Here is a 25,255-nt window from a genome sequence, read left to right as displayed (position 1 = left end):
TCCGTGTCGAGTACGAGTCGCAAGAAGAAGTCCCGCAGCGGCCGCCCCGGGGGGAACCCGCGCGCCGTCGTTGTGAAGCCCGCAGGGCCCCGCGAGTGGATCGCCGGCGCCCGGCTCCGGACGCTCCCGCTGGCCGTCGCTCCCGTGCTGATCGGCACCGGAGCGACGCAGGTGGTCGATGAGGGCTGGCACTGGGTGCGCGCCCTGCTCTGCCTGGCTGTGTCGCTCGCACTCCAGATCGGCGTCAACTACGCCAACGACTACTCCGATGGTGTTCGCGGCACCGACGCCAACCGCGTCGGCCCCTCACGGCTGACCGGCTCGGGAGCGGCGAAGCCGAAGCAGGTACTCACCGTCGCCCTCGTCTTCTTCGGAATCGCCGCCGTCGCAGGCCTCGTGCTGACCGTTCTCTCCGGACACTGGTGGTTCCTCATCGTCGGCGCGGCCGCGATCGCCGCCGCCTGGTTCTACACCGGCGGTCGCCGACCCTACGGCTACCTCGGATTCGGCGAGCTCTTCGTCTTCGTCTTCTTCGGGCTGGTCGCCACGGTCGGCACCACCTTCGTGCAGATCGGCCGCACCAACCAGGAGGCTTGGCTCGGCGCGGTCGCGGCCGGACTCTTCGCCTGCGCGGTCCTGATGGTCAACAACATCCGCGACATCCCGACCGACCGCCTCTCGGGAAAGCGCACCCTCGCGGTCCTCGCCGGGCCCGCAGTCTCTCGGGCGATCTACACCGGGTTCGTGCTGATCCCGTTCGCAATCGCGGTGATCCTCGCGCTGTTCTACCCGCTGGCGTGGCTCACGCTGTTCGTGCTGCTGATGATCCTGCCGTCCATCCTGATCACGCTGACGGCGAAGACGGCGAAGGAACTCATCCTGGCGCTGCAGCTGACCAGCCTGGGCGGGCTCGCCTACGCGGTGATCCTCGGGGCGGCGCTCGCGTTCTAGAGGGTCAGCGCCGGTCAGCGCTCATCGCGAGACGCATCGACCGCGGCGTCCTCGATGTCGTCGTCGGTCGGAGTGCGAGGGGCGTCCTTGCGGCGCTCGTAGATCGCCTCCGCGATGCGCTCGCGCGGCTTCCGCAGCAGGATGTAGGACAGGGACAGACTCGCGATCGCGGCGACGAAGCCCGCGGTGACCGCGGCGGTCAGCTCCGAATCGACGAACGTCCGCGCCGGCAGGTACACCAGCACGAAGACGGCGGCGAACATCGCCAGGCGCAGGAGCGAGTAGACGAGGACCGCGCGGCTCAGTTTCACCGAGACAGTGTACGTCGGCCCCTCCACACAGTTCCGTGAGCACCGTGGGAGCCTCCTGTCCAGCATCCGTGCAGGCCCTCCCCGACGGGGGTACCGGACGTAGACTCAATCCCATGATCCGCCTCGTCATCGGCCTGCTCGTGGCCCTCGCCGTCTTCACGGTCTACACCGTGATCGACGTCGCCCTGAGCAACCGGCACGCCGTGCGGGCGATTCCGAAGTGGTCCTGGCTCCTGGTCGTCCTGATCCTCCCCGTCGTCGGTGCCGGCCTGTGGTTCTGGATCGGCCGGCCACGCAAGCAGCGCGCCGCCGGCCGCCGCTACACGGCCCCGGACGACGACCCCGACTTCCTCGGCACTCTCCGCACCGAGCGCGACCCCGAGGAGGAGCGCCTGCAGGCCGAGCGCATCGCTCAACTCGAGCGCGACCTCGCCGACATGGACGAGCAGGGCGAGGCCGACGGCCCCGGCCGCCGGGATGCCTGAGCACAGGCCGGTCGCCCCCTCCACCCGATTCGCGGTCGACCTTCTCACCCGCTTCGTCGCGCTCGGCGTCCACGACATCGTCCTGGCCCCGGGCTCCCGCTCCCAAGCACTCGCCCTGGTCGCGGCCGAGCTGGAGACTCGCGGTGACGTGCGCCTGCACGTGCGGATCGACGAACGCTCCGCGGGGTTCCTCGCCCTGGGACTCGCCCTCGAGTCGGGGCTGCCCGCGCTCGTCATCACCACCTCCGGCACCGCCACCGCGAACCTGCACCCGGCCGTTCTGGAGGCCGACGCCTCGGACGTGCCGATGATCGTGCTGACGGCTGACCGACCCGTCGAGCTCCGCGGTATCCGCTCGAACCAGACCACGGAGCAGCGCGAGCTCTACGGGCGCGCGGTGCGGCTCTTCGAGGACGTCGCTGCTCCGGGCGAAGCGATGAAGCGCGAGGAGACACACTCACTCGCCGACCGGGCCGTTACGGCCGCGCGGCGCGGGCCGGTCCACCTGAACCTCGCGTTCCGCGACCCGCTCTCCTCCGCCCTGCCGGACATCTCTCCAATCGAGCCGGTCGCACTGCCGTCCTCCCGCCAGGCGACCGTTTCGGCTGTCCTCACGGCTGGACCCGACGAACCACTCACGGTCGTCATCGCAGGCGATAAAGCCGGCGAGCAGGCCGAGGAGATCGCCCGCGCAGGCGACTGGCCGCTGCTTGCCGAGGTGTCCTCGGGAGCGCGCTTCGGACCGCAGCTCGTGGTCGCCTGGCAGCGCCTGCTCGGCGAGCCGGACTTCGGCGGACGGATCCGCCGGGCGATCGTCCTCGGGCACCCGACGCTCTCCCGCGAGGTGCCGGAACTGCTGCGCCGCGATGACGTCGAGGTGATCGTTGTGGATCCTTCGCGCGAACAGTTCTACAACCCGGGCCGACGCGCGCGCCGGGTCAGGGGCATCGACGTCACGCGCGCCGAGGATGCGCCGCGCCCCGAGCGACGCGAACGCGCCTGGGCCGGATCGTGGGTGGCGGCGAGCCGCGCTCTCCTGGCCGATCCGGACGCGCTGGACGAGGTGCCCGACTCCGGATCGACGTCGCTGAAGGACCGGCGAGGCTATGCGCGCAACGCTCTGGCCGCCGTCCGTGCTCCCCTCACCCGCGAATTTGTCGTCGCCGCCGTCTGGAGGGTCACCTGGCCGCACGACCGGCTCCTGTTCGGCGCCTCCCGGCTGATCCGCCTCGCCGACCGGACCCTGCCCGGGAAGCGCATCACCGTACACTCCAACCGCGGCCTCGCGGGCATCGACGGCACGGTTTCGACCGCTCTCGGCATCGCGGTCGCCTCCCAGTCCGGCGCGCAGGGAGCAGTCGGCGTCACCCGTGCCGTTCTCGGCGATCTCACCCTGCTCCACGAGGCCGGCGGGCTCCTCCTCCCGCCGGGGGAGCTGCGGCCGCGAGTGCAGCTCGTCGTCGTGAACGACGGCGGCGGCACCATCTTCGACGGACTCGAAGTCGCCTTGAGTTCACACCCCGACGCGTTCGACCGCGTACAGTTCACGCCCCAGAATGCAGACCTCTCAGCGCTCGCCGCAGCCTACGGGTGGCGGCACCGTCGCGTGGCCGCCCGTGGCGAGCTGGAGCAGGCGCTGACCTCGCCGGGCGACGGGCCCGGGATCGTGGAGATCCGGCTCGATCGCTGACGGTCCGAGACGATCGGTGGGCGAGGACGGACGATGCGCCCGGCGGATCGGACGATCCGGCGGAGGCTCCTCCACAGGCGGTCCGCGGGGCGGATTGTCCGGAGAATGCGACGTCCGGAGCCCGGGACCCCGAGACCCTGCTTCGCTCGATACATGGCTGACGAACAGACCGTGCGGGCAGAGGTCCGGACGCTCGGAGACCGCGCGGCAGCGCTCGCCCGCAGCGCCTCGCCCGTGCTCCTGTCCGGGGCGGAGGCGTTGCACGCGGGACACCGCGCAGCTCTCACCTGCCCGGAGGCCTTCGCGCGCGGTTCCACCGCGGTCAGCGCCGATTCGACCGAGCTCGTCGAGCGCTCGGTCCGAGCCGAATTCGCGGTGGCCCTCGGCATCTCCGAGCGGGCCGCCGCCCGAGAACTGCTGCACGCGACACTCCTGATCGAGGAGCTACCCCGCACGCGCACCGCACTCGCCGATGCCCGGATGCGCTGGGAGGCAGGGCAGATGATCTGCGCGGTCGCGGCGTCCCTCCCCGAACGTGCACGGGCGGCCCTCGACGACCGCGCGGTCGACCTCGCCGCCACGATGACGCCGACACAGCTGCGACACGCACTCGCCCGACTACGGGAAGAACTGCACGAGGAACCGATCATAGAGCGCCACGCCCGCGCTCGTGAGGACCGCCGGGTCTGGCTAACACCCGAGATCGACGGGATGGCGACCGTTTGCGCACACGTCCCCGCTCCTCAAGCGATAGGTGCGCTCGCGCGACTGGACCGGATAGCACGAGATCTCCGCGACGCCGGAGGTGGGGACGGTGAGGTGCGGACACTGGCGCAGCTGCGCGCCGACGCGTGGGCCGACCTGCTGTGCAACGGCGACGTAGCCGGAACCACGCCGGAGGAAAGCGGCGTCGGAACCTCCGGGGGAGGAGTCCGCGCCGACGTGCGCCTGACGCTAGCGGCCAGCACCGCTGCGGGGGCCGACGACGCACCCGTCGAGCTGGACGGCTACGGCTCGATCCCCGCAGACGCCGCGCGAGCGCTCATCAATGACGACACGTCCTTCACCCCCGTGCTGACCGACGACACGACGGGAGCCGTCGTGTCCGTCGGACGACGTTACCGCCTCCCGCCACCGAGGATGCGGCAGCTCATCCAGCTCCGCGACCAGACCTGCAGGTTCCCGGGATGCACGCGGTCGGCGTCGTCGACGGAGGCGGACCACACCATCGAATGGCGCAACGGCGGAGAGACCACGCCCGCGAACCTCGCTTCGCTGTGTGTCCCGCACCATCACGTACGACACGGCGACCGATGGACTTACTCTCTGCACCCGGACGGTACCGCCGACTGGACCACACCGACAGGCCGGCGCGTGACGACACGACCACCGGTTCTTCCAGGGCGACCACCGGGGATGCCGGAGAAGCCTGGCGATCCCGCCGGCTAAGTCGAAAGAGGGGCGTGCGGAGCAGGTTCCGCCTGCCCACTGCGTGCGTGACGCGGCGTTCAGCTCAGAGCATCGAGGATCGGACGGAACTTCATGCGCGTCTCGGCAAGCTCGGACTCCGGATCGCTGTCGGCGACGATACCGGCTCCCGCCCAAGCCGTGAGGGAGCCCTTCGCACTGATCTCAGCGCTACGAAGGCCCACAGCCCACTCACCGTCGCCGCTGCCATCGATCCAACCGACCGGCCCCGCATAGCGACCGCGGTCGAATGGCTCAAGCTGGCCGATCAGCGAGAGAGCGTCATCGGTCGGCGTGCCTGCGACCGCTGCGGTCGGATGCAGGGCGCTCACGAGATCCAGGGCGGTCGACGTGTCGCCCAGCACGCCCCGGACGTCGGTTGCCAGATGCCACAGGTTCGGCAGCCGAAGTGGGAAGGGTACAGGGTCGGCGGTGAGCTCGCGTGTGTGCGGCTTCAGCTCGCGCATCAGGCTGGCGAGCGCGAACGCGTGCTCGGAGCGGTCTTTCGTGCTTGCGACGAGCGCGGCTGCTACTGCGTCGTCGGCGTTCGCGTCAGTTGCGCGCGCCGCAGTACCAGCGAGCACCCTCGCCGAAACCGTTCCCCGGTCGACAGCCACGAGGGTTTCCGGGCTCGCTCCTAGGAATCCGTCCACCGCGAATGTCCAGCACTCCGGATATCCGTCGGCAAGAGATCCCAGTAGCCGCCGTAGATCCGCCTCAGCAGGAAGCTGGCCCCGAAGGTCGCGCGCAATCACCACCTTCGACAGCTCACCCGCTCGGATCGCCGCCACGGCGCTCCTCACGGCCGCACGGTAGCTGTCCGGCGTCATCGCGCCGGGCGCCAGCGGCACCCGGTAGTCCTCCCCCGACGGCTGTTCGCTGGGTGCCTCGGCGAACGTCGCCCCAGCGACCGCGATCCGAGTCAGCCACGACTGTCCGTCCCGCGTTCCGATCACTGTTCTCGGCACGATGAGCACACTCGTCGCGGTCGATCCCTCCGAAAACGCAAACGCACCGAAGGCGACGAGGCCCGTCCCTGGCAGGCCGACGCCGTCCTGCACGAGCGCCGAGTCGCACAGCATGCGCCATGTCGATGCCGCTTCTCGAAGCCGGTCTGGTCCGGAGAACTCGAGGCGCAGCACTTCGCCTCGTCCGCTGAGTCCTGCGCCTTCGCGCTGCCAGAGCAGGGGCCGTTTCGGGTCGGAGAGGGGGAGGAGCGCCTGCGGGGAGTCCAGCGGCGTTGTTTTCACGTGCAGCGGGAGGGCCCCGGCGCCGATGAGCATCACCTCAGCAGAGTACGCCCGCGCCAGAACGTGAGACGTCCTACGCCTAGTGAGCCGTCGCGGAGGGGTCCATTGCTACCGTAATCCGGTCCGGGGCCGTCTCGCGAGGCGGAGCGGGGCGGCCCCGGCGCTTCCCTGAGGGGAGCGCGTCGACCGGGCGCGGGACGGCGGATGCACAGCCGTCGTTCCGCGTCTCGCCGTACACTTGCGGATCGTGACGAAGGCAGACCTCACCAAGCGGCCCGATGAGGTCGCCTCGATGTTCGACACTGTGGCTCCTGCCTACGACCTGGTGAACGGCCTTCTCTCGGTTGGCAACGACCGGCTCTGGCGGATCGCGACGACTCGGGCGGTTAACCCGGCGCGAGGTGAACGGATCTTGGATGTCGCCGCCGGTACCGGAACGTCCAGCGCTTCGCTTGCGCGGTCGGGGGCTGACGTGGTCGCCGCAGATTTTTCCCCCGGGATGATTGCGGTTGGCCGTCGTCGTCAGGCTGGTCAGGAGCGGATCGACTTCGTACAGGCCGATGCGATGGATCTTCCCTTCGAGGACGAGTCGTTCGACGCCGTCACTATTTCCTTCGGTCTTCGCAATGTTGCCGAGCCGCGGACGGCGCTGGCCGAGTTCCTGCGGGTGCTCAGGCCGGGTGGTCGCGTCGTGGTCTGCGAGTTCTCGACTCCGCCGCTCGCTGTGTTGGCCGCTGCTTACGACTTCTACTTGTCGAGGGTCATGCCCGCGATCGTGCGCCTGGCGTCGTCGAACAATCCCGCGTACGACTACCTCGGTGACTCCATCCGCGCCTGGCCCGAGCAGACCGTTGTCGCGGGTTGGCTGCGCGCTGCCGGATTCGAGAGGGTCGCCTATCGCGACCTGACCGCGGGGATCGTCGCTCTCCACCGCGGCGTCAAGCCGATTGCAGCGAGTCGATGACGGCCGGGGTCCGTACAGCCCGAGACGTTAGAGTTTCCCTGTGAATGCCACTGCGCCTGTCGCTCGTCGCAGCCCGTCGTTGACGGCGCAGCTGGGCCTTTCCGAGCGTATCTTTTCTTCCTCGTCGGATCGTGCGCTCGCGCGGTCGATCGATGCGGGGCTCGAGCAGGTCGAGGCGGGGCTCGTTCGTCAGCTGTCTTTCGCGGATGCCGTGGCCGACGTGTCGACCCGGTACCTTCTCCAGGCGGGGGGGAAGCGTGTCCGTCCGATGCTCACCCTCCTGGCGGCGTCCCTCGGGCGGGGCAATACTCCGCAGGTGTTGCTCGGCGCGCAGGCGATCGAGATCACGCACCTGGCGTCGCTGTATCACGATGACGTCATGGACGAGGCGGAGAAGCGACGCGGTGTTCCGTCGGCGCAGACCGTATGGGGGAACAACGTTGCGATTCTCACGGGCGATCTGCTCTTCGCCCGCGCGAACCAGTTGATGGTTGAGCTCGGGGACAAGGCGATCCGGCTTCAGGCGGATACGTTCGAGCGGCTCGTCCTCGGCCAGTTGCACGAGACCGTCGGTCCTAGCGACGGCGAGGACCCGGTTGAGCACTACCTCTCGGTGCTGGCGGATAAGACGGGTTCGCTCATTGCCGCGGCCGGTCGCACAGGTGTCGCGTTCTCCGAGGCGTCTGAGGAGTACGAGGAGGCCATGCGCGTTTTCGGCGAGAAGATCGGCGTCGCCTTCCAAATCGTCGACGACGTGATCGACCTCTCGCCTCAGCCGGAGGAGACCGGCAAGAACCCAGGCACGGACATCCGCGCGGGTGTGGCGACGCTGCCGATTCTTCGCCTGCGCGAGCGGGCATCGTCGGACCGTGTGGCCGCTGTCCTGCTTGAGCGCATTGAGAGCTATGTCAGCCGCGCGAACGACGAGATTGCGCACACGGAGGAACAGCGCGCCGACATCTCGGACGCCATCGCGCAGCTGCGCGATCATGAGGTCACGGCGCAGACTCTCGCCGAGGCCCACCGGTGGGCCGATGAGGCTGTCGCTGCTCTCGCTCCGCTGCCCGACGGCTCCGTTCGTAGGGCGCTGACGCGTTTCGCTGACACCGTCGTTGAGCGCAACGGCTGACCCTGACGTCGCGGCGCGCCCTGCGCCGCGGGAATGAGACCGGAGTTGCGCGCAGGCGCCCCGGCAGGAGGAACGCAATGACCAAGCTCAGGCTGGCCATCGTCGGCGCGGGGCCCGCGGGCATCTATGCCGCCGACCTCATGATCAAAGCCGAGAAGAAGTACGACGTCTCGATCGACTTGTTCGAGCATCTCCCGGCGCCGTACGGCCTGGTCCGGTATGGCGTTGCGCCTGATCATCCGCGGATCAAGGGGATCATTACGGCTCTGCGGGAGGTGCTCGACCGCGGTGACATCCGGATCTTCGGCAACGTGCATTTCGGGACAGACATCACACTCGAGGATCTGAAGCGCCACTACCACGCCGTGATTTTCGCGACGGGTGCCGTCCGGGATGCCCCTCTCGACGTCCCTGGTGTCGGCCTGGAGGGCTCCTACGGTGCGGCGGACTTCGTCAGCTGGTTTGACGGCCACCCCGATGTGCCGCGCACCTGGCCCCTCGAGGCCTCGTCGGTCGCGGTGATCGGCAACGGCAATGTGGCGCTCGATGTCTCGCGAATGCTGGCGAAGCACGCCGAGGACCTCCTTCCCACCGAGGTGCCACCGAACGTCTATGAGGGCTTGCGGGCGTCGCCTGTCACCGATGTGCACGTCTTCGGCCGCCGCGGCCCCGCGCAGGTGAAGTTCACTCCGCTGGAGCTGCGCGAGTTGGGCGAGTTGCGCGACGTCGACATGATCGTCGCGGACGAGGACTTCGATCTCGACCCCGCTTCGGAGGCGGCGATCGCGACCAACAAGCAGGTGATGGTCATCAATCGGGTGCTGAACCAGTGGCGCACCCGCGAGGTCGGCAGTGCCTCGCGTCGTCTGCACCTGCACTTCTGGGCCAAGCCGCTCGAGTTCGTTGATGACGGATCCGGGCGAGTCGGTGCGATCCGCTACGAGCGCACGGAGCCCGACGGCGAGGGCGGCGTGCGCGGCACGGGTGAGATCCGCGAGGTTCCCGTGCAGGCGGTCTACCGCGCGGTCGGCTACTTCGGTTCACCCTTGGACGGTCTGCCGTTCGACGAGATGCGCGGAGTGATCCCGAACCGTGAGGGGCAGGTCCTGGACGACGAGGACCAGCTGGTCCACGGCGTTTACGCGACCGGTTGGATCAAGCGGGGACCGGTCGGCCTCATCGGGCACACCAAGTCAGATGCAATGGAGACCGTTGCCCACGTCCTCAACGACCAGGCGTCCTGGTGGACGCCCGCGCATCCCGAGGAGGCCGCGGTCGTCGCCCTGCTCGAGGAGCGGGAGATCGCGTACACAGACCTCGACGGCTGGCATCGGCTCGATGAGCACGAGATGGGGCTCGGCGAGCCCGAGGGCCGCGCCCGCGTCAAGGTTGTGCCGCGTGAGGACATGATCGCCATCTCGCGGGCGGAGCCGATCGCCCACTGATCCGCTCGACGTCGGCCCTCCGGAGCAGTTCGGGGGGCCGTTGCCGCCTCGGCGCGGATATCGCGCGTCTCCTCTATGCTTCGGGCACCGCTCAGGATGGAGACAGTATGACCGCGGCCGCACCGCACGACATCATCCGGGTGCGAGGTGCGCGTCAGAACAACCTTCGAGGGATCGATGTCGACATCCCGAAGCGCCGCATCACCGTCTTCACGGGTGTCTCGGGATCGGGCAAGTCGTCGCTGGTCTTCGGCACCATCGCGGCGGAGTCGCAGCGCCTCATCAACGAGACCTATTCCGCTTTTGTGCAGCAGTTCATGGCGTCGCCGGCTCGGCCCGACGTGGAGTCGCTCGACGGGCTGTCGGCCACGATCGTCGTCGACCAGGAGCGGATGGGATCGAACGCCCGCTCGACGGTCGGGACGGCGACCGATGCGTACACGATGCTCCGCATCCTCTTCAGTCGGATGGGCGACCCGCACGCAGGCACGAGCGGAGCCTTCTCGTTCAACGTGCCCGAGGGGATGTGCCCGCGCTGCGAGGGCACGGGTCGGGTGTCGAGCATCGACCTGGATGCGCTGATCGACCGCTCGAAGTCGCTCGAGGGCGGGGCTCTCGATGCGATTCCGAACTTCGCCGTGGGCGGGTGGTACTGGAAAGGTCTCGCCGGGTCTGGTCTCTATCCGGCGGATGTGCCCATCGCCGAGTTCACGGCGGAGCAGATGGATGCGTTCCTTCACCGGCCGGCGACACGAATGGCCATCGCCGGCATGACCATGACCTACGAGGGTCTTCTGGTGAAGGTCACTCGGCTGTACCTCGCGAAGGAAGCGGCTCAGCCGCACATTCGGGCCTTCGCTGATCGCGTCGCCACTTTCACCGTCTGCCCCGAGTGCGGAGGCGGGCGCCTCACCCGGGCTGCCCTCGCGTCGCGTATAGCCGGACGTACCATCGCCGAGTGTTCGGCGATGCAGGCGACTGACCTCGCCGGCTGGCTCCGTGGGATGCAAACTCCTTCGGTCGCTCCGATCGTCGAGACGCTCCTCGGCACGCTCGATGCGCTGGTGCAGGTGGGGCTCGGCTACCTGTCGCTCGACCGCGAGTCGGGCACTCTGTCGGGAGGCGAGGCGCAACGAGTCACGATGGTGCGGCACCTCGGATCGAGCCTCACCGATGTAACCTACGTCTTCGATGAGCCGACGGCGGGCCTGCATCCGCACGACGTCTCGCGGATGATCGAACTGCTACGCCGCCTCCGGGACAAGGGCAACACCGTGCTCGTGGTCGAACACAAGCCCGAGATCATCGAGATCGCCGATCACGTCGTCGACCTCGGTCCGCGTGCCGGCGCGCACGGCGGCGAGCTGCGATTCGAGGGGACGGTGGCGGGTCTGCGCGCGTCGGACACGCTGACCGGCCGCCACCTCGGGCACCGTGTACCGCTCAAGGAGTCGGTGCGCCGTCGGACGGGGGCCGTCGAGATCCGCGGCGCTGCGACTCACAACCTCCGCAGCATCGACGTCGACGTCCCGCTCGGCGTGCTCACGGTTGTGACCGGCGTCGCCGGCTCGGGGAAGTCGTCCCTTCTGCACGGCTCGCTCGCGGGTCGACCTGGGGTGGTCGTCGCTGACCAGTCGCCGATCCGAGGCTCGCGGCGCAGCAACCCCGCCACCTACACCGGCGTTCTCGACGCGATCCGTGCGGCGTTCGCGAAGACGAACGGAGTGAAGCCGGCGTTGTTCAGCGCCAACTCCGCTGGCGCCTGCCCGGTGTGCAAGGGCGCCGGGATGATCTTCACCGAGCTGGGTCCCGCTGCGACAGTCTCGTCGGTCTGCGAGGAGTGCGAGGGCAAGCGTTTTACCGCCGAGGTGCTCGAGTACCGTCTGCGTGGGAAGAACATCCACGAGGTGCTCTCGATGCCGATCGTCGACGCCGCGGAGTTCTTCGCGGCCGGGGCGGCGCAGCCCGTGCTCGCCCGCCTCGTCGACGTCGGGCTCGGCTACCTCACGCTCGGCCAGCCGTTGAACACGCTGTCCGGAGGCGAGCGCCAGCGGCTCAAGCTTGCAATCAACATGGCCTCGTCCGGATCGGTGTATCTGCTCGACGAGCCGACAACGGGGCTCCATCTGGCCGACGTCGACACTCTGCTCGGGCTCCTTGATCGCTTGGTCGACTCGGGGAACTCCGTCGTGGTGATCGAGCACCATCGCGCAGTGATGGCCCATGCCGATTGGATCATCGATGTGGGTCCCGGAGCCGGCCATGACGGGGGAACGGTGGTGTTCGAGGGCACTCCGGCCGAGCTGGCGGGGTCCGGAACGCTGACCGGGCGGGCACTCGCCGAGTATGTGCGGTGAGCCTGCCGTCGCTGCAGAGTCGGGAGAACGTCCCGTGGGCGATGAGGTCGCGCAGGAAACGATCGAGTGGACGAGGCCCGCGGGGTCAGCGGGAGAACGGACCGGACAGTGCCGCCCACTGCAGCAACATGATCGTCTTCGCGTCGACGATCTGCACGCCGATCTGAGTGAGTGCCTCATCGAAGGAGAGTTCCACCACCTCGATGTCCTCGCCCTCGTCCGCGAGTCCCGCGAAGGTGCCGTCGCGGCTGCCCGCCCGGTAGCGACCGGCGTAGAAGTGCAGCTTTTCCGTCACCGACCCCGGGCTCATGAACGCGTCGAACACGTGCTCAAGCCGGCCGATCTCGAGACCCGTCTCCTCCGACGCCTCCCGACGCGCGCCCTCCTCGGGTCCGTCCTCGTCGAGGAGGCCGGCGGGAACCTCGAGGAGCATCCCGTCGACATCGCCGTTCACGTAGGCGGGGTAGCGGAACTGCCGGATGAGGACGACCGTGCGCGCCTCCGCGTCGTAGAGCAGGACGGCCGCGCCGTTGCCCCGGTCGTAGGTCTCGCGTTCCTCGCTCGTCCAGCTACCGTCCCGGTGCCGGTACTCGAAGCGGGTGGTGCGGAGGACGTACCAGTGACTCGAGAGGAGGGTCACCTCTTTCACCACGACGTCGGGATTGCCGGTGAGGTCGAAGCCTTCCCGGTCGAGCTCGATGCGGCCGCGTCGGTCCGGCTCGTCGACGCCGACAGTCACGCGCGTGCTCCCGAGTGCGCCATTGCTCAGCGGAAGTTGACGAACTGGAGGTCGAGCTCGAGGTCGGCCCCGCGCAGCAGCGTCATGGTCGCCTGGAGGTCGTCGCGGCTCTTCGAGGAAACGCGGAGCTCGTCGCCCTGGATCTGCGATCTGACCGACTTCGGTGCCTCGTCGCGGATGAGCTTGTTGATCTTCTTCGCGTGCTCCTGATCAATGCCCTCCTTGAGGGTCGCCTCGATCCGGTACTCCTTGCCCGACGCGAACGGCTCTCCCGCGTCGAGGCTCTTCAGGCTGATGCCGCGCTTGATCAGCTTCGACTGGAAGACGTCGAGGATGGCGTTCGCCCGTTCCTCGGTGTTGGCCTTGATCAGGATCTTCTCGCCGCTCCAGGCGATCGACGCGCCGACATTCTTGAAGTCGTAGCGCTGCTCGACCTCCTTGTGGGCCTGGTTCAGTGCGTTGTCCGCCTCCATCTTGTCGATCTTGCTGACGACATCGAATGTTGAATCTGCCATGGCTGCGAGTGTAGCTTTCCGGTTCGGCGGGGCCCCGCCTCAGGCGCAGCTGGTATCCCTGGGGTGTGCGCTGCCTTCCCGTTCTCGTCCTCGTCCCGCTCGTCGGTCTCCTTCTCGCCGGTTGCGGCGAGCGGCCCCCCGCGCTGACGGTCGAGGAGGGGTTGTCCACGGTCCCGCCAGTGGCGGCCGTCCCCGTCGCGGCGGATCCGATCGTCCTGCAGAATCCCGAGCAGGCCACGGAGACCCCGGTACGCCTCCTCACCGACGAGACCTGGCTCGCCACGGCGGCGGAGAGGAGTGGGATCCCCCTGCGCGCCCTGACCGCCTACGCAGGCACGGCTTTGCTCATATCGTCCGTCGATCCCGATTGTCGTCTCGATTGGGCGACCCTGGCCGGCATCGGTTACGTCGAGAGCCGTCATGGCACGATCGACGGCGGCGAACTGGGCGAGGACGGTCGCCCGACCGAGCCGATATACGGCCCTCGCCTGGATGGCACGCGATTCGACACGGTCCCCGACAACGATGGCGGAGCGCTCGACGGCGACGCGGAGGTCGACCGGGCGATGGGTCCGCTCCAGATCATCCCGACGACCTGGATGCTGTGGGCGTCGAGCGGCTGGGACCCGCAGAACGTGGACCAGCAGGCGGTGACGGCGGCGCGCTACCTCTGCGACGCTGGTGGTGATCTCTCGACCGAGTCGGGTTGGCGGGCGGCGATCGCCGCCTACAATCCGGCCCCAAGCTACGCGGGGAAGGTCGCGGAGGCGGCGTCCCGCTACGCGGCGGAAGCGGCATGATCCGCGCCGTACCGATTTCCGATCCGCCGGTCGCGCGGGTATCCTTGCTGAGCGCCTCCGGTTGTGACTACGCGGTCGGGTGCGCCATGGCGAGTTACCCTAGCGGCCAAAGGGATCTGACTGTAAATCAGACGGCGTAGCCTTCGGGGGTTCGAATCCCTCACTCGCCACAGAGGTGACGCCCCGACATCAACCGATGTGCGGGGCGTTCCGTGTACCGGGGCGTTTCGCTCGGTAGGCCCTCGCCCTCAGCCCTGCGCCTCCCGCCCCGGGAATCCGGCTAGCGAGAGCGGCGCTCGCCCGTTGCCGTCGCGGTCGAGCTGCTGCCCCGCGCGTCATGCTGCCAGTCCGGCGCGTTCCCTCGGCCGCGCGACGCGTTCGCCGTGTCGACGAATCCCCGGGGTCGCCCGGCCCTGGGCTCCAAGACCGCGAATCGTGCCGTCCTCGGCGAGCATCGTGGGCAGGATGCCGTGGTAGAGATTGCAGCGCAGGACTGACCGGTCCGTGCCCGAGCGGCGGATCGCGTCCTCGGTCGCCGCGTGGTCGCGGGCGAGCGCGAAGACCGCCCCGGGGGCAGCGCCGGCCGCACTCGGCTTTGGCGACCCCGGTGAGGGCGATCGGGCGCTCACCTCGCCACGACGGGACCGATGCCTAGGCTGGTGCCATGAGCGATCACGCCCCTCTCCTCGCCATTGCCCGATCGATCGCCATCGAGGCGGCACAGCTCGCCCGTCAGCGGCGGCAGGATGGAGTCGAGATCGCCGCGCTGAAGTCCTCTCCCGAGGACGTGGTGACGGCCGCTGATCGCGAGGTCGAGCAGCTCATCCGCCGTCGTCTCGCCCGGGCGCGGCCGGATGACGGATTCCTCGGAGAGGAGTCGGGATCTAGCGGAGGGACGAGCGGCCTCACCTGGGTGGTCGACCCGATCGACGGCACCGTCAACTACCTCTACGGCATCCCGTCCTATGCGGTCAGCATCGCCGTGGTCGAGGGCGAGCCTGATCCGGCCACATGGACGGCGCTCGCCGGTGCGGTGGTCAATGGCGCGACGGGCGAGGTCACCACGGCGAGCCGTGGCGGAGGCGCGGAGCGGGACGGCGTCGCGGTGCGGGTCGTCGCGCCGACCTCGCTCTCGCTCGCGCTCCTCGGCACCGGGTTCGGCTACGACGCAGGCCGCCGAATGCGGCAGGGTGCGGTGGTGCAGGAGCTGCTCGGCTCGGTGCGTGACATCCGTCGCATCGGCTCCGCGGCCCTCGACCTGTGCTCGGTGGCGACGGGGCAGCTGAACGCTTACTACGAACGAGGGCTGAACCCCTGGGACCTGGCCGCGGGGGCCCTGGTCGCCCAGGAGGCGGGGGCTCGAGTGGCGGGGCTGGACGGTGCGCCGTTCGGATCCGGTCTGCTCATCGCTGCACCGGATCCGCTGTTCGGCGAGCTGGAGGATGTGCTGCGCCGACTGCGCGCGGACGAGGTGTAACCGCTCTCCGCCGTCGGGCTACGCAACGCTCCTGCGTGAGGACTCCCCTCGGCGCAGTTCCGCACCGCGGATCGCCGAGCGGCGGGCGATGAACGCGCCTGTCGGGGCCGGGCTCTGGCCGGAGAGCGGTCGTCATGGTTATCCTTTATGCATTCGTGATGTTCGCACAGGTTGCACTCACGGACCCGCGCGGCGTGTCCTCTCCGGAGGGCCGCTCGTCCCCTGCCCCCGACGAAAGATCTCGATTTCGTGAGCCCCGATTCGCCTGCCTCCGCTGCCTCCGCATCGACCCCCGGCGAATCGACTCCACCGCTGTCCCGCCGCGAAATCCGCGAGCGAGAGCGCGCCCTGGCCCTCGCGGCCGACGTGTCGCTGTCGAGCATGTCCAGCGGCGGCCTCAGTGCCCCCACACCAGATCAGCTGCGCGAGGCCGAGCGCCGAGTCGCCTCCGTCCGCAGTGCCCCAGCACCCGTGTCCGCCCCGCGCTCGGCCCCGCTCCGCCCCGTGCGCCGTGCCAGGATCGGTGGACTCGCCGCGCTCTCGTTCGTCGCAGCCATCGTGGCGGCGACCTCATTGCCGGCCACGTCGCTGCTGACCGCGGAGGACGTGCAGGCTCAGAGCCTGACCGTCCCGTTCGGTGCCGATTCTCGACGCGGCGCGCAGTCGTTCGTGGCGGGTGAGGTCAGCGCCGCGACGATCGCCCGCGACGGCTTCGGCGTGCACGAGCGTAAAACCCAGACCAACGTGGCCGACATTGTCCGTACCTCCGACGCCGGCTTCACGAACGACCCGAACGCCTCGATCCAGTGGCCCTTCGCGGTGGGCGTGCCGGTGGGGGACCGCTTCGGTTACCGCAACTGCGCGGGTTGTTCGGTCAATCACGGCGGGACGGACTTCAACCCGGGCGACGGTTCGCCCATTCAGGCCATTGCCGACGGCGTGGTGCGCACGGTGATCGACGGCGAGGGCTCGCTCGGCGTTCACGTGATCGTCGACCACGAGATCGACGGGCAGCTCGTCTCCAGCGTCTACGCACACATGCAGCACGGCACGGCGGCCGTGAACGAGGGCGACCCGGTCAAGGTCGGCCAGCTGCTCGGCCTGGTGGGTACAACCGGCATGTCGACCGGACCGCACCTGCACTTCGAGATCCGCTTGGATGGCGTGACGAAGGTCGACTCGTACCTCTGGCTGCAGGCCAACGCCGGGCGCTGAACCCTGACGCAGGGCTACCCCGCGCGCCTGCAGATCGAACGCTCGGGCTACTCCGTGCGCAACCAGACCGTCGTATCCGCGGGCAGCGCCGGCTCGTGCAGCCCCTCGGACGAGAGCACCACGAAACCGACGGGCAGCTCGACCGGGGCGTCACCGAGGTTCGCGATCACCGTGACGCCGCCGTTCCGGAAGGCCACCACGTCCTCCGGATAGCCCTGAAGCCACTCGACGTGGCCCGAGCCCAGGTCCTCCGCTCGGCGCACCGCGAGCAGGGAGCGGTAGAGCTCGAGCGTCGAGCCCGCGACTCCTCGCTGGCGGTCGCGAGCGAGTGGCGCCCAGTCGCTGGGCTGCGGCAGCCAGGAGTCACCAGTGCCACTGAAACCGTACGCGGGCGCATCGGCCTCCCACGGAATCGGCACTCGGCAGCCATCGCGGCCGTAGCGCTCGCCGCCGGTGCGGAACCAGGTCGGATCCTGACGCGCCGAGTCGGGCAGGTCGATCGCCTCGGGCAGTCCGAGCTCCTCACCCTGATAGACGTAGGCGGAGCCGGGGAGCGCGAGCATCAGCGCGGTGGCCGCGCGGGCGCGGCGGAGGCCCAGCGCCGGGTCGGGCAGCCCGGGCGAGCGAGGGCCGATGCCGTAGCCCTGCGGGTTGTCGGCGGTGAGCGCGAGGCGACTGGCGTGGCGCACGACGTCGTGGTTGGACAGCACCCAGGTCGAGGGGGCACCGACTGCGGCGAAGGCCTCGACGGAGGAGTCGATGATGTCGCGGAGGGCGCGCGCGCTCCACGGGGTCTCGAGGTAGGCGAAGTTGAAGGCCTGGTGCATCTCGTCGGGGCGCACCCAGCGGGCGAGCTTCGAGAGCGGCTGCACCCACGCCTCGGCGCAGAGCACCCGGTCGTCCGGGTACTCGGCGAGCAGAGAGTGCCAGTCCCGGTAGATCTCGTGGACGCCGTCCTGCGCCCAGTAGGGTGCGGTGACGGGTTCGTCCCCATCGGCCGGCGCCACTGCGCCCATCGAGCCGCTGTCCGTAGGCGGCGTGTAGTCGGGCAGCCCCTCGGCCTTGATCATTCCGTGCGCCACGTCGACGCGGAAGCCGTCGACTCCCCGGTCGAGCCAGAAACGCAGGACTCCGCGGAAGCGTTCGCGCACCCACTCGTTCGTCCAGTCGAAGTCGGGCTGCGAGGTGTCGAAGAGGTGCAGGTACCACTGGCCGGCGTTCCCCTCGGATTCCGTGACACGGGTCCACGCCGGGCCGCCGAAGACCGACTCCCAGTTGTTCGGGGGTAGCTCTCCCGACTCGCCGCGTCCATCGCGGAACAGGTAGCGCCCCCGCTCGGCGCTTCCCGCGGGAGACGCGAGCGCCTCCTGGAACCAGCGGTGAGCGCTGGAGGAGTGATTGGGGACGAGGTCGACGATGATCCGGATGCCCAGGGCGTGTGCGCGGGCGAGCATGGCGTCGAAGTCGGCCAGGGTGCCGAAGAGTGGATCGACGTCGCAGTAGTCGGCGACGTCGTAGCCGGCGTCCTTCTGCGGAGAGGTCATAAAGGGCGAGAGCCAGATTGCGTCGACGCCCAGCTCGGCGAGACTCTCGAGCCGCGACGTGATGCCGGGCAGGTCGCCGATGCCGTCGCCGTCCGCGTCCGCGAAGGAGCGCGGGTAGATCTGGTAGATGACGGCGGTGCGCCACCACTCGGATCCCCGGTGGTGTTCGGCCTGGGAGGAGGGGCCGGGGACGTTCTCGGGCGCGCCGGAGAGGGCGGAGTCCAGGGTCATGGTGCTCAGTTTATCGGGCACCGCCGACGGGCCGCTGGCGTCCCCTCCGCTGTCCCGTACAGTCGATGGGTGATGGAGGAGACGCCGGATGAGGCCCGGGCGCGGCGCCGCCGGGCGCTGCTCTGGGTGGTGCCGTTGCTGGTGCTGCTCGTCGTCGGCCTGATCGCGGCCACGCTCGCGATCGGCGGTGTCGCCCTGCGCGGTCTGACCGGAGCGGCGCTCGTGCAGCTCGTCCTCGCTGCCTAGGCGGTCGCGGTCGGGCCGTCCTCATCCTCGGGCGGCGGCGAGGAGGAGGTCCGCGCCCGCTCCTCGGATGCGTGCCCTGTCTCGGGGCCGGTCGCGCGGGCCTGCTCGTCGGCGCGGCTGACCGCCTCCGCGAGCTCGTCGGCGACCAGGTACCCCGGCGAGACGGCCTCGGCCCGGTAGGCAGCGCGGCCGACCATGTGCGCCGAGACGGGCACGGTCAGCAGCTGAAAGCCGATCACCAGCACGATCGTCCCCGCGGCGGCGAAGCCGGGGTTCCGGATGGCGACCGCGAGCATCACGCAGATCAGGCCGAGCACCTGCGGCTTGGTGCCCGCGTGCATCCGCGAGAGCAGGTCGTCGAAGCGCATGAGCCCGATCGCCGCGACGAGCGAGAGCAGGGCGCCAACCAGTAGGAGCACCGCGGTGAGCACGTCGAAGAACAGGTCCATGTCAGTCCTCCTCGCGGTTGGCCATGAATTTGGCGACGCTGATCGAGCCGAAGACGGCGAAGAGCGCGAGTCCGAGCGCGACGGGCAGGGTCCGCGCATGGTGATTGACGGCCATCTCGGCGCCGATCCCGCAGATGATCGTCGCGACAAGCACGTCGGCGGCGACCACGCGGTCGAGCACCGAGGGCCCGCGGAGGATGCGCACGAGCGCGAGCAGGCACGCGGCACCGAATACGGGCACCAGGATCCAGAACAGCCAGTCGATCACCGGACCGCCCCCGCCCCGGCCTCGAGCGGCCGGCTCACCCGCTGCACATCCTCGCGGGAGCCAATAGCGCGGACGATGCGCGCCTCCGTCCGCAGCACCGTGCGGCGAACCTCCTCGATCCGCTCGCCCTCGTCGTGGGTCACGCCGAGCACGTGCAGGTAGAGCACGTTCAGCTGCGGGTCGACGTCGATCACGAGGGAACCGGGCACGAGCGAGACGGCCTCGGTCGTCCACACCAGCATCCCCTCGGAGCGGCTGCGCAGGTGCACGGCGACGATGGCGTTGTGCACCGGGACCGGCAGCGTCAGGATCTGCCAGGACACGCGCACCGAGGCCACCGCGATGTCGGCCAGCAGGCGCAGGAGGAAGAGGAGCACGAACCACGGATTGATGCGGTTCGAGAACTCGACCGGCGGCAGGTAGAACACCCGCGTGATCAGCAGGGCGATCAGCAAGCCGGTGACGATCGACAGCACCGAGACGTCGTCCCAGAGCAGCACCCAGATGCCGACGAGGGTCGCGAACATCGCGACGCGGTTCCAAATGTCGACGCGGCGGCGGGGGCTCATCGCGGCCCCTCCTCTCCGAAGGACGACTCGCGGTAAACGGTCGCAATGTAGGTCGCGGGATCGGCGACCGCGTTCGCGGCGTGCTCACTCGCGTCGTAGAGCGGTCCGGCGCCGATGGTGAGTACAACTCCGACCACGACCATGCCCGCGGTGGCGAGCACCATCATCGGCGGCGAGTGACGGGTGCGGATGCTGCCCGTGTCGTGCGGGTCCTCCTGCAGCTGGTCGATCAGGGGGGACTCGTAGCCGGGCACCTCCTCCTGGCGGCGCCAGAAGACCATGTTCCAGACGCGGGCGACCGCGTAGAGCGTCAGTAGCGAGGTCACGGCCCCGGCGGCGATGACGGCCCAGATCAGCCAGGACGGCTGGTCGACGGCCGACTCCGTGCCGGCGACGAAAAGCCCCACCTTGCCGAGGAAGCCGGTGAACGGCGGGATACCGCCGAGGTTCATCGCGGGGATGAAGTAGAGCAGCGCGAGCAGCGGCGAGGCCTTCAGCAGCCCACCCAGGCGCAGGATCGACGTGGTGCCGCCGACCCGCTCGATCAGACCGGTCGCGAGGAACAGCGTCGTCTGCACCGTGATGTGGTGGATGACATAGAAGATCGTCGCGGCGTAACCGGCCGGGGTGCCCACCGCGATCCCGAACACCATGTAGCCGATGTGCGAGACCAGTGTGAAGGACAGCATCCGCTTGATGTCGGCCTGCGCGACCGCGCCGAGGATGCCGACGATCAGTGTCAGGAGCGCCACCACCAGCAGGACGTCGCTCAGCCTGCCGCCTGGGAAGAGCAGAGTCTCGGTGCGGATCAGCGCATACACGCCGACCTTCGTGAGCAGCCCGGCGAAGACCGCGGTGACGGGAGCGGGAGCCGTGGGGTACGAGTCCGGGAGCCAGAACGACAGCGGGAACACGGCCGCCTTGATCCCGAAGCCCAGCAAGAGCACCACGTGCAGGACCAGCTGCACGTCGGCGGGGAGCTCGGCGATCCGGATCGAGAGCTGCGCCATGTTGACGGTGCCGGTCGCCCCGTAGAGCAGGCCGATTGCCGAGAGGAAGAACACGCTCGAGACCAGGCTGACGACCACATAGGTCGTGCCGGCTCGGATGCGCGGCGCAGTGCCGCCCAGGGTAATGAGCACGTAGCTCGCGGCGAGCAGGATCTCGAAGCCGACGTAGAGGTTGAACAGATCGCCCGCGACGAAGGCGTTGAGGATGCCCGCCGAGAGGATCAGGTAGGTCGGATGGAAGATCGTCACCGGCGTTTCGCGGTTGCCGTCGACCAGGCCTTGGCCGACGGAGAAGAGCAGGACGCCCAGCAGCGTGATCGAGGTGATCACGAGCATCAGGGCGGCGAGCGGATCGACGACGAGCACGATGCCCCACGGCGGCTCCCAGCCGCCCACGTAGACGGCGTTGCCGCCTCCGTCGCCGGTGAGGACGAGAACGAGCATCACCGAGGAGATCACCAGCACAGTGGAGAGCGTGACGATGTTCACCGTGATCTGCGCGCGCCGGTGGCGGCCGAGGATCAGCGCGACGGCCGCTCCCAGGAGGGGGAGGGTGACGACGAGCGGGATCAGGGCGTTCATCGGTCCTCCTTCCTGTCATCGGTCATGGCGCTCTCCCCGTGCTTGGCGGCGGTGCCCTCGTCGCTGGATTCGAGCAGCACGTCGAGCGCCCGGTCATCGGCGGTCGTCTGCGCCGAGATGCCCGCCGCGTCCTCGCGGACGGAGGCGTCGGTCTCGTCGTCCTCCACCTGGTCGGCGTTGGCGAGGCGCCAGCGCCGGTAGATCATCGCGAGGAGGAAGGCGGACACTCCGAAGGTGATGACGATCGCCGTCAGGATCAGCGCCTGCGGCAGCGGGTCGGCCATCTCGGCGGCGATCTGCTCGTAGGAGCGGCCGTCGTCGGAGACGAACGGCGCGATGCCTGAGCGGCCGGCCATCAGCAGGATGAGGATGTTGGTCGCGTTCCCGACGAGCAGGAACCCGATCAGGATCCGGGTGAGGCTGCGCTCAAGCATCTGGTAGACGCCCGCGGCGTACAGCACCGCCATCACGACGACGAGGACGAGGGTGATGCTCACGTGCCGTCCCCCCGGCCTGGTCCGCCGATGACGGTGGAGCCCGTGGGGAGTGTGGTCTCGAGTCCGTCGACGGTGCCCTGGCCGGGGCCGGGGGTGCTGTCCGTCGAGTGCGTCACGCCGTCGCCCGAGGGGGAGCCCTGCTCGGCCTCCTCGCCGTGACGGTCCACCTCGCCGCCGAGGCTGCGGAGGATGTCCAGGGCGAGGCCGATCACGATCAGGTACACCCCGATATCGAAGAGGGTGGATGTGCCGAGGTGGAGCTCGCCGAGCACCGGCACCTCGAGGTCGAGCCAGCTCGACTCCAGCACCTCGAGGCCGAAGGCGAGGGAGGAGACAGCGGTACCGACGGCGAAGAAGAGGCCGAGCCCGAGCACCTTGCCGGCGTCGATCGGAGCGGCTTCGCCGAGTTCGAAGCGGCCGCCGGCGAGGTAGCGCGCGACGAGGGCGAGGCCGGCGAGCAGTCCGCCCGCGAAGCCTCCGCCCGGGGTGTTGTGGCCGGTGAAGAGCAGGTAGACCGAGACGATCATCGCGGGGTGGAACAGCAAGCGCACCAGCACCTCGAGCACGATCGAGCGGTTCTCGGGGCGGAGCGTGCGTCCCGCGACGAGCCAGGAGCCGCGGTCGCCCTCTCGCTCGGAGTCGTCGGAGGAGGCGGTCAGGTCCATCGCGCGATCGCGGCGGTCGCCCGCGCCCTGCGCCTCGAGGCGGGGTGCACCTCCGGCTCTGCTGGAGAGGAAGATCAGGCTCGCGACTCCGGTAGCGACGACGACCAGCACCGAGATCTCGCCCATCGTGTCCCAGGCGCGGATGTCGACCAGCAGGACGTTGACGATGTTGCGGCCCTTGCCCTCCTCGTAGGCGAGCCGGGGCAGCTCCGCCGAGATCGGCGTCGCGGTCCGGGCTCCGAGGGCGATCGTGGCGGCGAGAGCCATCACCGCTCCGACCGCGATGCCGATGACGGCACGCAGCCGCTTGCGCATCGGCTGGTGCTTCGCGGCGATACGGGTGGGGAGGCGGCGCAGCACGAGGACGAAGACCACCAGCGTCACCGTCTCGATCAGCGCCTGGGTGAGGGCGAGGTCGGGGGCGCCCTGCAGGGCGAAGAGGGCGACCATCCCGTAGCCGGTGGCCCCGGCAAGCAGCACGGCGGCGACGCGGTTGCGCGCGATCGCGCAGAGGAGCGCCGCGAGGATCATCACGGCCGCGACCGCGAGCTGTCCCGGGCTGTCCCAGAAGACGAGATCGCCGGGCCAGGTGCGGTTCAGGGCAGCCGCACCGCCGACGCCGAGTACGAAGACCGCGAAGATCACCGTGAGGTAGCGGGGGAGCGATCCGCGCTGCACGGACTCGGTGACCGTGCTGGCGACGCGGTCGAGCCAGCGGACCGTGGCCCAGTAGCCCTCGGCGGAGTCGATCCGGTTGGGCAGCATCGACTGGGCACGCGCGACGGCGACGCGCTTGGCGAAGAGGAGGAGGCCGACCGCGATCACGAGGGCGCTCAGACCCAGCGCGGGCTCGAAGCCGTGCCAGAGCGCGAGGTGGTAGCCGCCGTGGTCCGAGGCCTCCGCCGCGGCTGCGAGTCGCGGGTCCGCGTCGGGCGCCGCGGACGGGAGGGTGTCGGCGGAGACGGCCACGAGCGGGTCGAGCACGGAGGCGGCGAGCCCGCCGATCACGCTGGCGGCGGCGAGCAGCACGGAAGCGGCGGTGAAGGTCCACGGCTCGGCGTGCAGGTGCGTGTCCTCGAGGCCCTTCTTGCGGGCGAAAGCACCCCAGAACAAGCGGGCCGAGTAGGCGACGGTGAGGATCGAGCCGAGCACGAGGCCCACGAGCGCGACCCACGCCCAGAACGAGCCCTGCTCGATCGCCGAGATCAGGCTGGTGAACACCGCTTCCTTGGCGACGAATCCCAGCAGCGGCGCGATGCCGGCCATCGAGAGCACACCGATCAGCGCGGCCGCGGCGAGGACGGGCGCCTGTCGGCCGAGACCGCTGAGCTTGCGGAGGTCGCGCGTGCCGGCGCGATGATCGATGATCCCGACGGTGAGGAAGAGTAGCGCCTTGAAGAGCGCGTGGGCGATCAGGAGCGTCAGACCGGCCAGCGCCGCGTCGCGCGAGCCGAAACCCACGGCGACGGTGAGGAAGCCGAGCTGGCTGACGGTGCCGTACGCGAGCACGAGCTTGAGGTCGTACTGGCGGAGCGAGCGCCAGCCGCCGACGAGCATGGTCCAGACGCCGACGCTGACCACCACCGGCAGCCAGACGGAGTCGTCGGCGAAGCCCGGCGCGAGGCGCGCAACGAGGTAGATCCCCGCCTTCACCATCGCGGCCGCGTGCAGGTAGGCGCTGACCGGCGTCGGGGCGGCCATCGCGGCCGGCAGCCAGAAGTGGAAGGGGACCAGCGCCGACTTCGAGAACGCGCCCAGCAGCACGAGCACCAGCGCCGTCGACACGATCGGCCCGGAGGGAGCCGCGGCGACGATCCCGGAGAGGCTGGTGGTACCGGCCTGCACGATCAGGATCACGATGCCGACCAGCATCGCCAGGCCACCGAGTGTCGTCACCAGCAGCGCCTGAAGTCCGGCACCCCGGCTCTCTTTGCGCCCGCTGTAGTGGCCGATCAGGAGGTAGGAGAGAACGCTCGTCGCCTCCCAGAAGACGAAGAGGATGATCACGTCGTCGGCCGTGACGAGGCCGTACATCACTCCGGCGAACGCAGACAGGAGCGCCGCGAAGCGCCCGAGCGAGGGCTCGTCGCGGCTGAAGTACGACGCGCAGTACGCCAGGACGAGGGCGCCGACTCCGCTGACCACGAGGGCGAGGACGATCGAGAGCGCGTCGAGCCGGAAGGAGAGCGCGATGTCGAGAGCGGGAATCCACGGCACCGTCTCGCGGATCTCACCGCCGTCGAGGATTGTGGGGAGCGCGGTCGCGGTGGCGACGAAGCTGCCGGCCGGAACGAGCGCCAGCGCATAGAAGGTCGTCGGGCCGAAGCGATCCACCAGCCAGGGTGTGACGACGGCCAGCACGAACGAGATCACCAGGATGAGGAGCATCACATGTTCCT

24 protein-coding genes and 1 tRNA gene are annotated in these 25,255 nt (G+C 69.4%); 13 read left to right on the top strand and 12 right to left on the bottom strand.

Annotated features, from left to right (window positions below; all coding sequences use genetic code 11):
- The first annotated feature begins 3 nt into the window (after window positions 1–3).
- Window positions 4–951, top strand: coding sequence for a 1,4-dihydroxy-2-naphthoate polyprenyltransferase (locus A6122_RS12245; RefSeq protein WP_068255367.1), 948 nt, complete (start codon window positions 4–6; stop codon window positions 949–951).
- Window positions 952–965: 14 nt separating this feature from the next.
- On the opposite strand, the gene A6122_RS12240 is transcribed toward A6122_RS12245, so the two are convergent.
- Window positions 966–1,262, bottom strand: coding sequence for a DUF4229 domain-containing protein (locus tag A6122_RS12240; protein WP_167542387.1), 297 nt, complete (start codon window positions 1,260–1,262; stop codon window positions 966–968).
- 113 nt (window positions 1,263–1,375) lie between these two features.
- Here A6122_RS12240 and A6122_RS12235 point away from each other — a divergent pair, with 113 nt between their 5' ends.
- From A6122_RS12235 to A6122_RS12225, 3 genes are all read left to right on the top strand, one after another.
- Window positions 1,376–1,747: a PLDc N-terminal domain-containing protein gene (locus A6122_RS12235; protein ID WP_068255363.1), complete on the top strand. Its 372-nt coding sequence runs from the start codon at window positions 1,376–1,378 to the stop codon at window positions 1,745–1,747.
- A complete protein-coding gene (gene menD / locus A6122_RS12230; protein ID WP_068255361.1) occupies window positions 1,740–3,437 on the top strand; it encodes a 2-succinyl-5-enolpyruvyl-6-hydroxy-3-cyclohexene-1-carboxylic-acid synthase in 1,698 nt (565 codons plus the stop codon). Before A6122_RS12235 ends, menD begins: the two co-directional genes overlap by 8 nt.
- A gap of 153 nt (window positions 3,438–3,590) precedes the next feature.
- Entirely contained in the window at window positions 3,591–4,886 is a 1,296-nt protein-coding gene (locus A6122_RS12225; protein WP_068255358.1) for an HNH endonuclease signature motif containing protein, read from the top strand.
- Between the two features lie 59 nt (window positions 4,887–4,945).
- Here the strand turns inward: A6122_RS12225 and A6122_RS12220 are convergent, their stop codons facing one another.
- Window positions 4,946–6,187, bottom strand: coding sequence for an isochorismate synthase (locus tag A6122_RS12220; protein ID WP_068257621.1), 1,242 nt, complete (start codon window positions 6,185–6,187; stop codon window positions 4,946–4,948).
- A gap of 214 nt (window positions 6,188–6,401) precedes the next feature.
- Here A6122_RS12220 and ubiE point away from each other — a divergent pair, with 214 nt between their 5' ends.
- From ubiE to A6122_RS12200, 4 genes are all read left to right on the top strand, one after another.
- Window positions 6,402–7,118 carry a bifunctional demethylmenaquinone methyltransferase/2-methoxy-6-polyprenyl-1,4-benzoquinol methylase UbiE gene (ubiE, locus tag A6122_RS12215; protein ID WP_068255356.1) on the top strand — a complete coding sequence of 239 codons (717 nt, stop codon included), beginning with the start codon at window positions 6,402–6,404 and terminating at the stop codon, window positions 7,116–7,118.
- 40 nt (window positions 7,119–7,158) lie between these two features.
- Window positions 7,159–8,247, top strand: a complete 1,089-nt coding sequence (locus A6122_RS12210) for a polyprenyl synthetase family protein (protein WP_068255345.1) — start codon at window positions 7,159–7,161, stop codon at window positions 8,245–8,247.
- Between the two features lie 77 nt (window positions 8,248–8,324).
- Complete coding sequence (locus A6122_RS12205) at window positions 8,325–9,692, top strand: FAD-dependent oxidoreductase (protein ID WP_068255344.1); 1,368 nt, start codon at window positions 8,325–8,327, stop codon at window positions 9,690–9,692.
- A 107-nt stretch (window positions 9,693–9,799) separates the two neighbouring features.
- On the top strand, window positions 9,800–12,049 hold the full coding sequence (locus A6122_RS12200; protein ID WP_068255343.1) for an ATP-binding cassette domain-containing protein: 2,250 nt from the start codon (window positions 9,800–9,802) through the stop codon (window positions 12,047–12,049).
- Between the two features lie 85 nt (window positions 12,050–12,134).
- Here the strand turns inward: A6122_RS12200 and A6122_RS12195 are convergent, their stop codons facing one another.
- Window positions 12,135–12,788: an NUDIX domain-containing protein gene (locus A6122_RS12195; RefSeq protein ID WP_068255341.1), complete on the bottom strand. Its 654-nt coding sequence runs from the start codon at window positions 12,786–12,788 to the stop codon at window positions 12,135–12,137.
- Between the two features lie 26 nt (window positions 12,789–12,814).
- Window positions 12,815–13,303: a YajQ family cyclic di-GMP-binding protein gene (locus tag A6122_RS12190; RefSeq protein WP_068255339.1), complete on the bottom strand. Its 489-nt coding sequence runs from the start codon at window positions 13,301–13,303 to the stop codon at window positions 12,815–12,817.
- A gap of 65 nt (window positions 13,304–13,368) precedes the next feature.
- Between A6122_RS12190 and A6122_RS12185 the strand changes: the two genes are divergently transcribed.
- Together A6122_RS12185 and A6122_RS12180 are read left to right on the top strand one after the other, a co-directional pair.
- Window positions 13,369–14,103 (top strand): lysozyme family protein, encoded by a 735-nt coding sequence (locus A6122_RS12185; RefSeq protein WP_068255337.1) that lies wholly within the window; start codon window positions 13,369–13,371, stop codon window positions 14,101–14,103.
- Between the two features lie 88 nt (window positions 14,104–14,191).
- A tRNA-Tyr gene (locus A6122_RS12180) sits at window positions 14,192–14,273 on the top strand.
- Window positions 14,274–14,438: 165 nt separating this feature from the next.
- Here the strand turns inward: A6122_RS12180 and A6122_RS16685 are convergent.
- Entirely contained in the window at window positions 14,439–14,732 is a 294-nt protein-coding gene (locus A6122_RS16685; RefSeq protein ID WP_146085015.1) for a Rossmann-fold NAD(P)-binding domain-containing protein, read from the bottom strand.
- Window positions 14,733–14,767: 35 nt separating this feature from the next.
- Here A6122_RS16685 and A6122_RS12175 point away from each other — a divergent pair, with 35 nt between their 5' ends.
- Both A6122_RS12175 and A6122_RS12170 read left to right on the top strand, forming a co-directional pair.
- Window positions 14,768–15,580, top strand: a complete 813-nt coding sequence (locus A6122_RS12175; RefSeq protein WP_068255326.1) for an inositol monophosphatase family protein — start codon at window positions 14,768–14,770, stop codon at window positions 15,578–15,580.
- A 249-nt stretch (window positions 15,581–15,829) separates the two neighbouring features.
- Entirely contained in the window at window positions 15,830–16,795 is a 966-nt protein-coding gene (locus tag A6122_RS12170; RefSeq protein WP_068255318.1) for a M23 family metallopeptidase, read from the top strand.
- A gap of 47 nt (window positions 16,796–16,842) precedes the next feature.
- Here A6122_RS12170 and A6122_RS12165 read toward each other — a convergent pair whose 3' ends face one another.
- Window positions 16,843–18,570, bottom strand: coding sequence for a glycoside hydrolase family 13 protein (locus A6122_RS12165; protein WP_068255312.1), 1,728 nt, complete (start codon window positions 18,568–18,570; stop codon window positions 16,843–16,845).
- 69 nt (window positions 18,571–18,639) lie between these two features.
- On the opposite strand from A6122_RS12165, the gene A6122_RS16680 reads away from it, so the two are divergent.
- Window positions 18,640–18,816 carry a hypothetical protein gene (locus A6122_RS16680; RefSeq protein ID WP_157593816.1) on the top strand — a complete coding sequence of 59 codons (177 nt, stop codon included), beginning with the start codon at window positions 18,640–18,642 and terminating at the stop codon, window positions 18,814–18,816.
- On the opposite strand, the gene mnhG is transcribed toward A6122_RS16680, so the two are convergent.
- The 6 genes from mnhG to A6122_RS12135 are packed head-to-tail and all read right to left on the bottom strand — an operon-like array spanning window position 18,813 to window position 25,244.
- On the bottom strand, window positions 18,813–19,265 hold the full coding sequence (gene mnhG, locus A6122_RS12160) for a monovalent cation/H(+) antiporter subunit G (RefSeq protein WP_068255309.1): 453 nt from the start codon (window positions 19,263–19,265) through the stop codon (window positions 18,813–18,815). The two genes, A6122_RS16680 and mnhG, sit on opposite strands and share 4 nt — an antisense overlap.
- 1 nt (window position 19,266) lies before the next feature.
- Window positions 19,267–19,533, bottom strand: a complete 267-nt coding sequence (locus A6122_RS12155; RefSeq protein ID WP_308470755.1) for an MrpF/PhaF family protein — start codon at window positions 19,531–19,533, stop codon at window positions 19,267–19,269.
- On the bottom strand, window positions 19,530–20,102 hold the full coding sequence (locus A6122_RS12150) for a Na+/H+ antiporter subunit E (RefSeq protein ID WP_068255308.1): 573 nt from the start codon (window positions 20,100–20,102) through the stop codon (window positions 19,530–19,532). The genes A6122_RS12155 and A6122_RS12150 overlap by 4 nt, the downstream gene beginning before the upstream one ends.
- The gene (locus tag A6122_RS12145) at window positions 20,099–21,694 is read right to left on the bottom strand and encodes a Na+/H+ antiporter subunit D (protein WP_068255306.1); all 1,596 of its coding nucleotides are present in this window, start codon (window positions 21,692–21,694) and stop codon (window positions 20,099–20,101) included. The genes A6122_RS12150 and A6122_RS12145 overlap by 4 nt, the downstream gene beginning before the upstream one ends.
- Entirely contained in the window at window positions 21,691–22,191 is a 501-nt protein-coding gene (locus tag A6122_RS12140) for a Na(+)/H(+) antiporter subunit C (RefSeq protein WP_068255304.1), read from the bottom strand. The genes A6122_RS12145 and A6122_RS12140 overlap by 4 nt, the downstream gene beginning before the upstream one ends.
- A complete protein-coding gene (locus A6122_RS12135) occupies window positions 22,188–25,244 on the bottom strand; it encodes a Na+/H+ antiporter subunit A (protein ID WP_068255301.1) in 3,057 nt (1,018 codons plus the stop codon). The genes A6122_RS12140 and A6122_RS12135 overlap by 4 nt, the downstream gene beginning before the upstream one ends.
- Window positions 25,245–25,255: the final 11 nt, after the last annotated feature.

Origin of the sequence: Rathayibacter tritici, from assembly GCF_001641005.1 — a bacterium.
Classification (GTDB): domain Bacteria; phylum Actinomycetota; class Actinomycetes; order Actinomycetales; family Microbacteriaceae; genus Rathayibacter; species Rathayibacter tritici.
This window is presented reverse-complemented; position numbering and strand designations above follow the sequence as displayed.

Excerpts from the sequence above, each read along its gene's own strand:
- mnhG (WP_068255309.1), bottom strand. The coding sequence starts at position 19,265 with ATGGACCTGTTCTTCGACGTGCTCACCGCGGTGCTCCTACTGGTTGGC.
- A6122_RS12205 (WP_068255344.1), top strand. The coding sequence starts at position 8,325 with ATGACCAAGCTCAGGCTGGCCATCGTCGGCGCGGGGCCCGCGGGCATC.
- A6122_RS12235 (WP_068255363.1), top strand. The coding sequence starts at position 1,376 with ATGATCCGCCTCGTCATCGGCCTGCTCGTGGCCCTCGCCGTCTTCACG.
- A6122_RS12165 (WP_068255312.1), bottom strand. The coding sequence starts at position 18,570 with ATGACCCTGGACTCCGCCCTCTCCGGCGCGCCCGAGAACGTCCCCGGC.
- A6122_RS12150 (WP_068255308.1), bottom strand. The coding sequence starts at position 20,102 with ATGAGCCCCCGCCGCCGCGTCGACATTTGGAACCGCGTCGCGATGTTC.
- A6122_RS12190 (WP_068255339.1), bottom strand. The coding sequence starts at position 13,303 with ATGGCAGATTCAACATTCGATGTCGTCAGCAAGATCGACAAGATGGAG.
- A6122_RS12175 (WP_068255326.1), top strand. The coding sequence starts at position 14,768 with ATGAGCGATCACGCCCCTCTCCTCGCCATTGCCCGATCGATCGCCATC.
- menD (WP_068255361.1), top strand. The coding sequence starts at position 1,740 with ATGCCTGAGCACAGGCCGGTCGCCCCCTCCACCCGATTCGCGGTCGAC.
- A6122_RS12145 (WP_068255306.1), bottom strand. The coding sequence starts at position 21,694 with ATGAACGCCCTGATCCCGCTCGTCGTCACCCTCCCCCTCCTGGGAGCG.
- A6122_RS12135 (WP_068255301.1), bottom strand. The coding sequence starts at position 25,244 with ATGCTCCTCATCCTGGTGATCTCGTTCGTGCTGGCCGTCGTCACACCC.
- A6122_RS12200 (WP_068255343.1), top strand. The coding sequence starts at position 9,800 with ATGACCGCGGCCGCACCGCACGACATCATCCGGGTGCGAGGTGCGCGT.
- A6122_RS12225 (WP_068255358.1), top strand. The coding sequence starts at position 3,591 with ATGGCTGACGAACAGACCGTGCGGGCAGAGGTCCGGACGCTCGGAGAC.
- A6122_RS12220 (WP_068257621.1), bottom strand. The coding sequence starts at position 6,187 with ATGCTCATCGGCGCCGGGGCCCTCCCGCTGCACGTGAAAACAACGCCG.